Here is an 8,111-nt window from a genome sequence, read left to right on the forward strand (position 1 = left end):
GCGCCGTGCAGAACATCATCACCAAGCACAAGCTGGTGGAGCAGCCGATCGTCGTCGTCAACAAGGGCGGCGGCAGCGGCGCGGAAGGCTATGTCTACGGCAAGGCGTCCGCCGGCGATCCCTACAAGGTGATCTTCGGCACGTCGAATGCCTGGCAGCAGCCGCTCGTCTCCAAGGTCGCTTTCAACTACACCGATCTCACCCCGATCGCGGCGATGGCGCAGGACGAGTTCCTGCTCTGGGTCAAGCAGGACGCGCCCTACAAGACGGCGGGCGATTATCTGAAGGCGGCCGCATCAGGCGAGTTCAAGATGGGCGGCGCGCAGTCAAAGGATACCGACGAGGTGCTGACCCGCATGATCGAGAAGGCCGGCCACATCAAGCTGACCTATATTCCCTTCAAGAGCGGCGCCGAGACGGCCGTGCAACTCGCCGGCGGACACCTGGACTCTCACGTCAACAATCCCAGCGAGAGTCTCGGGCAATGGCGTGGCGCCACCCAGCGACCGCTTTGCGTCTTCAGCCCGAAGCGGCTGCCGCAGGGCGCCAAGGTCACCGCGACCGAAGGCTGGGGTGATGTTCCGACCTGCGTCGAGCAGGGCCTCGACATCAAGCAGTATGAGCAGCCGCGCACAGTGTGGCTCCCCGGCAAGGTCACGCCGGACCAGGCCGCGTTCTATGTTGACCTGATGAAGAAGGTGCAGGCGACGCCGGACTGGAAGGACTACATCGAGAAAACCTCCCAGGTCGACACGTTCCTGACCGGTGCCGAGTTCGACAAGTTCATCAAGGAGGATCTCGAGCGCGTCAGGCTGGTTGCGAGCGAGCAGGGTTGGTTGGTCAAGTGAGGCGGCGCACGCCTCAAACCCCTCCGCCGGAACGACAGCGAACGCTGGGAAAACACGTGCGCCATAATCGGACACTGTACGTGGCCTGACCGGAGCCCTCGATGATATCGCGCCGCGCTCTCGAACTTGCGACAGCCGTTCTCACCGGAAGCTTCGGTGTGGCGGTCGTCATTTCCAGCCTCGATAACGGCATCGGCTGGTCGAGCGCGGGCGTGGACGCCGGGACGTTTCCGTTCCTGACCGGGATCATCATCGTGCTCGGGAGCCTCTACAACCTGTTTCGAGGTGTCATGCCGGCCGCGACGCTCGCCAGCGTCCCAATTGCCATCACATCGATCGAGCTGCGCCGGCTTGCCGGCCTGTTCGTGCCGGCCGCGATTTTCGTGGCTGCGATCCCGTTGGCCGGGATGTACGTCGCCTCGGCCCTGTACATCTTCGCGGTGCTGGCGATCCCCCGACAACAATCCGTGCCGCGCGCGCTTGGCATGGCGGCGGCGACAGCGCTTGCGCTCTACGTCGTGTTCGAGCGCATGTTCCAGGTGAGCTTGCCGCACGGCGCGCTCGCCGCGGCGTTCGGCTTCTGAGGGAGAGGCCGATGGACAATCTCGGAGAACTCCTTCACGGCTTCAGCATCGCGATCACGCTGCCGCATCTGGCGCTGATGGTGATCGGCGTGCTGCTCGGCATTCTCGTCGGCGTGCTGCCTGGGCTGGGTGCTCCGAACGGGGTGTCGCTGCTGCTGCCGCTGACCTTCGGCATGCAGCCGGTCTCTGCCATCATCCTGCTCTCCAGCATGTATTGGGGCGCGTTGTTCGGGGGATCCGTGACCTCGATCCTGTTCAACATCCCGGGCGAGCCGTCGTCTGTCGCCACCACCTTCGACGGCTACCCGATGGCGCGCGATGGACGGCCGACGACGGCGCTCGCCACCGCCTTCGGCTCGGCGGCATTCGGCGCGCTGATCGGCGTCATCCTGATCACCTTCCTCGCATCATGGGTGGCGCAAGTCGCACTCGCCTTCGGGCCGGCGGAATATTTTGCGGTCTATTTTCTTGCCTTCGCCAGCTTCGTCGGCATGGGCGGGGCTGCTCCGATCAAGACTGTCGTCGCGCTGGCGATCGGCTTTGCCATCGCCGCCATCGGCATCGACACCGTCTCCGGCAGCGTGCGCCTCACCATGGGCGTCGACGAGCTGGTCAAGGGCGTCAACTTCGTCGTCGCGGTGATGGGCCTGTTCGGCATAGGCGAGCTGCTCGTGGCCGTCGAAGAGGAGTTTCATGCCCGCGCGGTCTCGTCGAAGATAGAGTGGCGCGAGGTGTTTCGCGCGATCGGTCGCCTGCCGCGGCATAGCGTTGCGCTGTTGCGCAGCGCGGCGATCGGATGCTGGATGGGGATCACGCCCGGTGGCCCGACTGCGGCGTCGTTCATGAGCTACGGCATCGCCCGGCGCTTCTCGCGCCGTGGCCGATATTTCGGCACCGGGGAGCTTGAAGGCATCATCTCGCCGGAGACGGCCGATCATGCGGCTGGCACTAGCGCGCTTCTGCCCATGCTCTCGCTCGGCATTCCCGGCTCGGCCACTGCGGCCGTCATGATGGGCGGGCTGATGATCTGGGGCCTCAATCCCGGGCCGATGCTGTTCGTCGACCAGAAGGACTTTGTCTGGGGCCTGATTGCCTCGATGTATGTCGGCAACATCGTCGCCGTCGCACTCGTGCTGCTGACCGTTCCGGTCTTCGCGGCCCTGATGCGGATTCCCTTCGTGATCATCGCGCCGCTGATCGTGATCATCTGCGTCGTCGGCGCCTATTCGGTATCGAACTCCTATCTCGATGTCGTCATGATGCTCGGCTTCGGCATCGTCGGCTATCTCTTCAAGAAGCTGTTCTATCCGCTGGCGCCGCTCGTGCTCGCGATCGTCATCGGGGATAAGGCCGAGGACGCGTTCCGGCAGTCGATGCTGATGTCCAAGGGATCGCTCGGGATCTTCTTCGCCAACAAGCTGGTGACATGCCTGATCGTGGCCGGCATCGCACTTTTGCTGCTTCCGCTCGTGCTGCAGCTTGCGCGCCTGCTGCGCAAGCCTGCGCCGTCCACCGACGAGACGACAGCCCAAGAGAGAACGCAAGAGAGAGCTCAAGAGACCGCTCGGGAGAAAGTGATCATATGACCGCAAAGCCGCTCATTGCATTGGCAATGGGAGATCCCGCCGGCATCAGCCCGGAATTGACCGCAAAGCTCGTGGTGCAGGACGATATCCGCGCCAGCAGCCAGATTGTCGTGATCGGCGACCGCCGCATCTTCGACGCGGGCGCGCGCGTTGCCGGCGTCGAGCCGGAGCTGACAACAGTGGAGCAGGGAGCCGATCTGCGCGCGGCGGAGGGCGAGACTCTGTTCGTCGATCTCGGCCATCCCGATCCCGGCGACATCCAGCAGGGGATCGCGAGCCTTGCCGGCGGCAGGTTCGCGCTTGCCAACTACAAGCATGCGCTCGAGCTCGGCCGCGACGGCCGGGTCGATGCCGTCTGCTTTACGCCGTTCAACAAGCAGGCGATGCGGCTGGCCCGCGCAGAGTATGACGACGAGATCGCATTCTCCGCCGAAGTGGTCGGACTCAAAACCCCCGCAAGCGAGTTCAATGTGCTGGACCGGCTGTGGAACGCCCGCGTGACGTCCCACATCCCGCTCAAGGACGTCGCCGCGCGACTGTCCGGCGAACGCATCCATCGCGCGCTGAAGCTGACCGATGCCTGCATGCGCAACGCCGGCTTTGCGCGGCCGCGCATCGCGGTGGCCGGGCTCAATCCGCACGCCGGTGACGGCGGCAATTTCGGCCGCGAGGAGATCGACATCATTGCGCCCGTGGTCGCCGCCGGCCGGCGCGATGGTATTGCCGCGGAAGGGCCGTTTCCCGCTGACACCGTATTCCTGCGCGCCAAGGGCGGCGCCTTCGATGCGGTGCTGACGATGTATCACGACCAGGGCCAGATCGCGATGAAGCTGATGGGTTTTGATCGTGGCGTGACTTTGCTTGGCGGCTTCCCGTTCCCGATCTGCACGCCCGCGCACGGCACCGCGTACGACATTGCCGGGCAGGGCATTGCATCAATCGGGGCCAGCCGCGCCGCGCTGCTGCTAGCCGGAGAGATGGCGGCTCGTCGCGTCGCCTGATTTCTCCGAGGGCGCCTGCTTGTGCCCGCGGTGGCCGTGCGCAGCTTCGGGCCTCCGGGAAAAAGTGGAAACTTCCGCCGTCGTAACGAGTTGCTGTCCCATGAACGTCTCCATCTCGGAGTTGGAACATGGTAGACGACGACCCGCTGCGAACGGCGGTGGATATTGCTTGGTCCGTTTACCGCGCCCGGCATCGCCACGTCGATGCCGCAGATTGCCGTCGCTGCCTGCTCGAGCGTCATCTGCAAGGGAGATGGGAAGCGCGCGGGAGCGATGCCGAAGAACTCACGGGATTCGGGATTGCCTACCTCGATCGGCTTCCCGAGGACGAATGTTAAGGCTCGTGGAAGGGCTCGTCTGCCGGGTCGCGGCCGCAAGTGCCAGGCCGAATTGGACGCTGCTCGCGATTTCGAACCTTCTGTCCGCCGCGATCGTGCTGATCGTGCGTGCGGCGGCTTGACGGGTAGCCTGCCATGCGCATCGCTCAGCTTGCTCCCCTGGCCGAAAGCGTCCCTCCGAAGCTCTACGGGGGCACCGAGCGGGTGGTGGCCTGGCTGGTGGATGGGCTGGTCGAGCTCGGCCACGAAGTCACGCTGTTTGCGAGCGGCGATTCCAGGACGAATGGTGCGCTTCATCCTGTCTGGCCCCGCGCGCTGCGGCTCGGACAAAAGGGGGCGGACCCGACCGCCGCAAGCGCGATGCTGATGGAGGCAATCGCAAGGCGTGCGAAAGAATTCGACGTAATCCACGCGCATGTCGACTGGCTGTCCCTGCCGTTGCTCAGTCGTCTCGGCGTGCCGTTCCTCACGACCATGCACGGCCGCCTCGACTTGCCCGGACTACCCGACGTCGTCAGGCACTTCCCTGAAGCATGTTTCGTGTCGATTTCCGATCATCAGCGGCTGCCGCTTCCGGATGCGAAATGGATCGGAACCATCCAGCACGGGCTGCCGCCCGATCTGTTTCGGCCGTCCTACGAACAGGGGTCCTATTTGGCGTTTCTCGGGCGGCTCACCGCAGACAAGGGTCCGCAGGACGCGATCCGTATCGCGCGCGCAGTCCAGATGCCCCTCCATATCGCCGCGAAGGTCCCGCGCGCCGAGACGGCCTACTTCAGGAACCACATCGAGCCGAACGTCGACGGCAAGGATATCCGGCTTGTTGGTGAAGTCGATGACGCAAAGAAACAGCCCTTCCTTGCCGAAGCCGCTGCTCTGCTGTTTCCGATCGATTGGCCGGAGCCGTTTGGGCTGGTCATGATCGAAGCGATGGCATGCGGAACGCCCGTGATCGCCTATCGCTCCGGCTCCGTCCCCGAAGTCGTCGAGCATGGATTGACCGGCTTCATCGTCGAGAACGAGGAGCAGGCCGTCAAGGCGATCGGCGAACTGGGAAAACTGGATCGAAGGAAGGTGCGCGCCCGCTTCGAGGAGCGCTTCTCTGCGAGCCGAATGGCGAGGCAGTACGAACACCAATACCGCAAGCTCGCTAGCGCCGCGGCTCGGGAGTTGATCACTGAACCGTCGGAAACGTGAAAGGACCCGGCGATGTCGCTCGGAAAAGCGGGGCAGATTTGCATCTTTCTGGTCTTCGCTCTGGCTGCGCCGCCGGCGTTCGCCGCGGAGATCAACGCCGCTGCCATCAACGTCGCCGAGCCGTCGAAGAAAACCCTGTCGAACGATAAGCCGACCGCGGCCGGGGTCCGGTTGCAGGTCCTGCTGGACCGCGCGCACTTCTCGCCCGGCGCGATCGACGGCAGATTCGGCGAGAACGCCAAAAAAGCGTTGCGGGCCTATGCCGAAGCACGGCAGCTGCCGGTTTCGGACGCCGTGACGGACGATGTCTGGACCGCGTTACGGGCGGACGACCGGCCGGTGACGATGACCTATGCCATCACCGAGCAGGACGTGGCGGGTCCTTTCCTGAAAAAGCTGCCGTCGAAGATGGAGGACATGAAGGAGCTTACAAAGCTCGGCTTCACCAGTGCGCGCGAGGCCCTGGCCGAGAAATTTCACATGAGCGAGCAGCTCCTGGCCGCGCTCAACTCCGGGCGCCATTTCGATCGCGCCGGCGACACCATCGTCGTGGTGGACACATCAGGCGCAGGCGAGGGCATCCCCACCAAGGCCGAGAGGATCGAGGTCGACAAGGTCAGGCAGACCGTAAAACTGTTCGACAAAACGAATGCGCTGATCGGATTTTATCCCGCGACGGTCGGCAGCGAGGAGAAGCCGTCGCCCTCAGGCACGCTCAAGGTCACGGAAGTCAGCCGAAATCCGTACTATCGCTACAATCCCGCTTATCGCTTCAAGGGCGTCCATTCCCGCAAGCCCTTCACCATCAAGCCCGGCCCGAACAATCCGGTCGGCACGGTCTGGATCAACCTGTCTGCCGAGGGCTACGGCATTCACGGCACGCCCTCGCCGGAGAAGATTTCCAAGGCGGAATCTCACGGCTGCGTGCGTCTGACCAATTGGGATGCCGAGCGCGTCGCCGGGCGTGTCTCGAAAGGCACGCCGGTGGCATTCGTAGGCAGCCCCGGATGAAATCAACGCCTCGAGGTGGCAATGCCGCTCGCCGATTGTGCGCTATTTCGGGATCGGCATAGTCAGCTCCTTGTCGGCCGTATCCACCACGAAGACGGCCAGCAATTTTGCGGGTTCGGTCTCGCTGGCATTGGCGCTGACGGCATGGCGGTCGCCGGGCTTTTCGGAGAAGTTCTCGCCCTTGTGAAAGACCTTGACCGGGCCGTCATTGACCTGACTGCGGATCGCTCCTTCCAGGACGGTGGCGTAGATGAAAGCCGAGGGCGCGTGGATGTGGGCCGGCGAGGAGCCTCCGGGACCATACTCGACCAGCACGCCCTTCATGCTCTTGCCCGGGACATTGGGCAGCGCCTGGTCGAACACGACCGTCACCTTGGCCGTGGGCGTCGCCGTCTCGGCGGCATGGGCTGTCAGGAATGATGCGGCATAAACAGGGTTGCGATCAGCAATCTGCGCATGGGGGTCTCCTCAAAGTCTCGCGAGCCATGTTGCGAGCGGCGTCGTGCCAAGCCGCGCCTCGCCAAGAGGGTTCAGCGATGTGTCGTCGATGGGAGCGCCGTAGTACGGCGCCTTTGGGTCTCCCACCACCGGTCGGGGGTCGCCGGACGCCTTCAGGCGGCGTGCGATGAATTCATTAAAGGGCGCCTTCTCAGGTCCTGCGATATCGATCGTGCCGTTAAGCGGCGGGCTAATCGCGACTTCTGCGAGGCGATCGGCCACGTCCTCGGCCGCGATGGGCTGAAACAATGCCGAGGGAACAACGATCCCACCCTCGGCCGCACCCATCTCGGCAATGGCGCTGAGGAATTCGAAGAACTGGGTGGCGCGGACGATCGAGTAGGGGACCGGCGAAGACTTGATGATAGTCTCCTGCGCCAGCTTGGCGCGAAAATAGGAGTTATCGGGCGAGCGCTCGGTTCCGACGATCGAGAGCGCCACATGATGCTTCACGGCCGCTGCGGCCTCAGTCGCAGCGAGGTTTTTGCTCGAACGCTCGAAGAATTCCAGCACGGCCGCGGGCTCCCAGGACGGCGCGTTGGCAACGTCGACGACGACATCGGTGCCCGCCAGCACTGCTGCGAGACCTTCCCCGGTCACCGCGTTCACGCCCGACTTCGGCGAAGCCGCGACCGCGTCGTGGCCTTGCTGCTTGAGCTTCGCCACCAGCTTGGATCCGATCAATCCGGTCCCGCCGATCACGACGATCTTCATGGCCTATCTCCTCGGCACGTTGCGGGCGCGAGCGTTTCAGGGTCGACGGCGCGCGCGTCGCGATGCGATGAGGCGACTCTTACCGGGGAAATGGGGCAGGCTCTTGCCTGTAACCGGCCCGCCTTGTCCAAAAATGATGAAGATGTTTATCGATCGCCGATAGATAAGTTGCATATCGAAATAGCCCGACGCGCGGAGCGCACCGCTGGCGCCAGCCACCACCAGCGGCGCGCGCTAGATTGCAGCACGTCCTTCGTGTCGGCGTTCGGTTACAGACGGCAATCGCACTACGCAGCGGAACCCGACATGGCTGGTCGAGGTATCGACCGGCTCG

At 64.0% G+C, this 8,111-nt stretch carries 8 protein-coding genes and 1 pseudogene; 7 read left to right on the forward strand and 2 right to left on the reverse strand.

Annotated elements, in window-relative coordinates:
- The 7 genes from IVB32_RS29605 to IVB32_RS29635 form a co-directional block, all read left to right on the forward strand.
- Nucleotides 1–848 (forward strand): tripartite tricarboxylate transporter substrate-binding protein (locus IVB32_RS29605; RefSeq protein WP_247412198.1); only part of this gene is annotated, 848 nt, incomplete at its 5' end.
- 101 nt (nucleotides 849–949) lie between these two features.
- Complete coding sequence (locus IVB32_RS29610) at nucleotides 950–1,432, forward strand: tripartite tricarboxylate transporter TctB family protein (RefSeq protein WP_204511110.1); 483 nt, start codon at nucleotides 950–952, stop codon at nucleotides 1,430–1,432.
- An 11-nt stretch (nucleotides 1,433–1,443) separates the two neighbouring features.
- Entirely contained in the window at nucleotides 1,444–3,018 is a 1,575-nt protein-coding gene (locus tag IVB32_RS29615) for a tripartite tricarboxylate transporter permease (RefSeq protein ID WP_204511111.1), read from the forward strand.
- Entirely contained in the window at nucleotides 3,015–4,019 is a 1,005-nt protein-coding gene (locus tag IVB32_RS29620) for a 4-hydroxythreonine-4-phosphate dehydrogenase PdxA (protein ID WP_085385275.1), read from the forward strand. The genes IVB32_RS29615 and IVB32_RS29620 overlap by 4 nt, the downstream gene beginning before the upstream one ends.
- A 128-nt stretch (nucleotides 4,020–4,147) precedes the next feature.
- On the forward strand, nucleotides 4,148–4,357 hold the full coding sequence (locus IVB32_RS29625; RefSeq protein ID WP_083926364.1) for a hypothetical protein: 210 nt from the start codon (nucleotides 4,148–4,150) through the stop codon (nucleotides 4,355–4,357).
- Nucleotides 4,358–4,492: 135 nt separating this feature from the next.
- Nucleotides 4,493–5,554 carry a glycosyltransferase family 4 protein gene (locus IVB32_RS29630; protein WP_085353476.1) on the forward strand — a complete coding sequence of 354 codons (1,062 nt, stop codon included), beginning with the start codon at nucleotides 4,493–4,495 and terminating at the stop codon, nucleotides 5,552–5,554.
- Between the two features lie 12 nt (nucleotides 5,555–5,566).
- The gene (locus tag IVB32_RS29635; RefSeq protein ID WP_085353475.1) at nucleotides 5,567–6,565 is read left to right on the forward strand and encodes a L,D-transpeptidase family protein; all 999 of its coding nucleotides are present in this window, start codon (nucleotides 5,567–5,569) and stop codon (nucleotides 6,563–6,565) included.
- 42 nt (nucleotides 6,566–6,607) lie between these two features.
- Here IVB32_RS29635 and IVB32_RS29640 read toward each other — a convergent pair.
- Nucleotides 6,608–7,023: pseudogene (locus IVB32_RS29640) on the reverse strand (cupin domain-containing protein).
- A gap of 10 nt (nucleotides 7,024–7,033) precedes the next feature.
- Nucleotides 7,034–7,777 (reverse strand): SDR family oxidoreductase, encoded by a 744-nt coding sequence (locus IVB32_RS29645; RefSeq protein ID WP_085353473.1) that lies wholly within the window; start codon nucleotides 7,775–7,777, stop codon nucleotides 7,034–7,036.
- Nucleotides 7,778–8,111 lie beyond the last annotated feature (334 nt).

It is taken from the genome of Bradyrhizobium sp. 23 (assembly GCF_023073295.1).
GTDB classification, from domain to species: Bacteria; Pseudomonadota; Alphaproteobacteria; order Rhizobiales; family Xanthobacteraceae; genus Bradyrhizobium; species Bradyrhizobium canariense_D.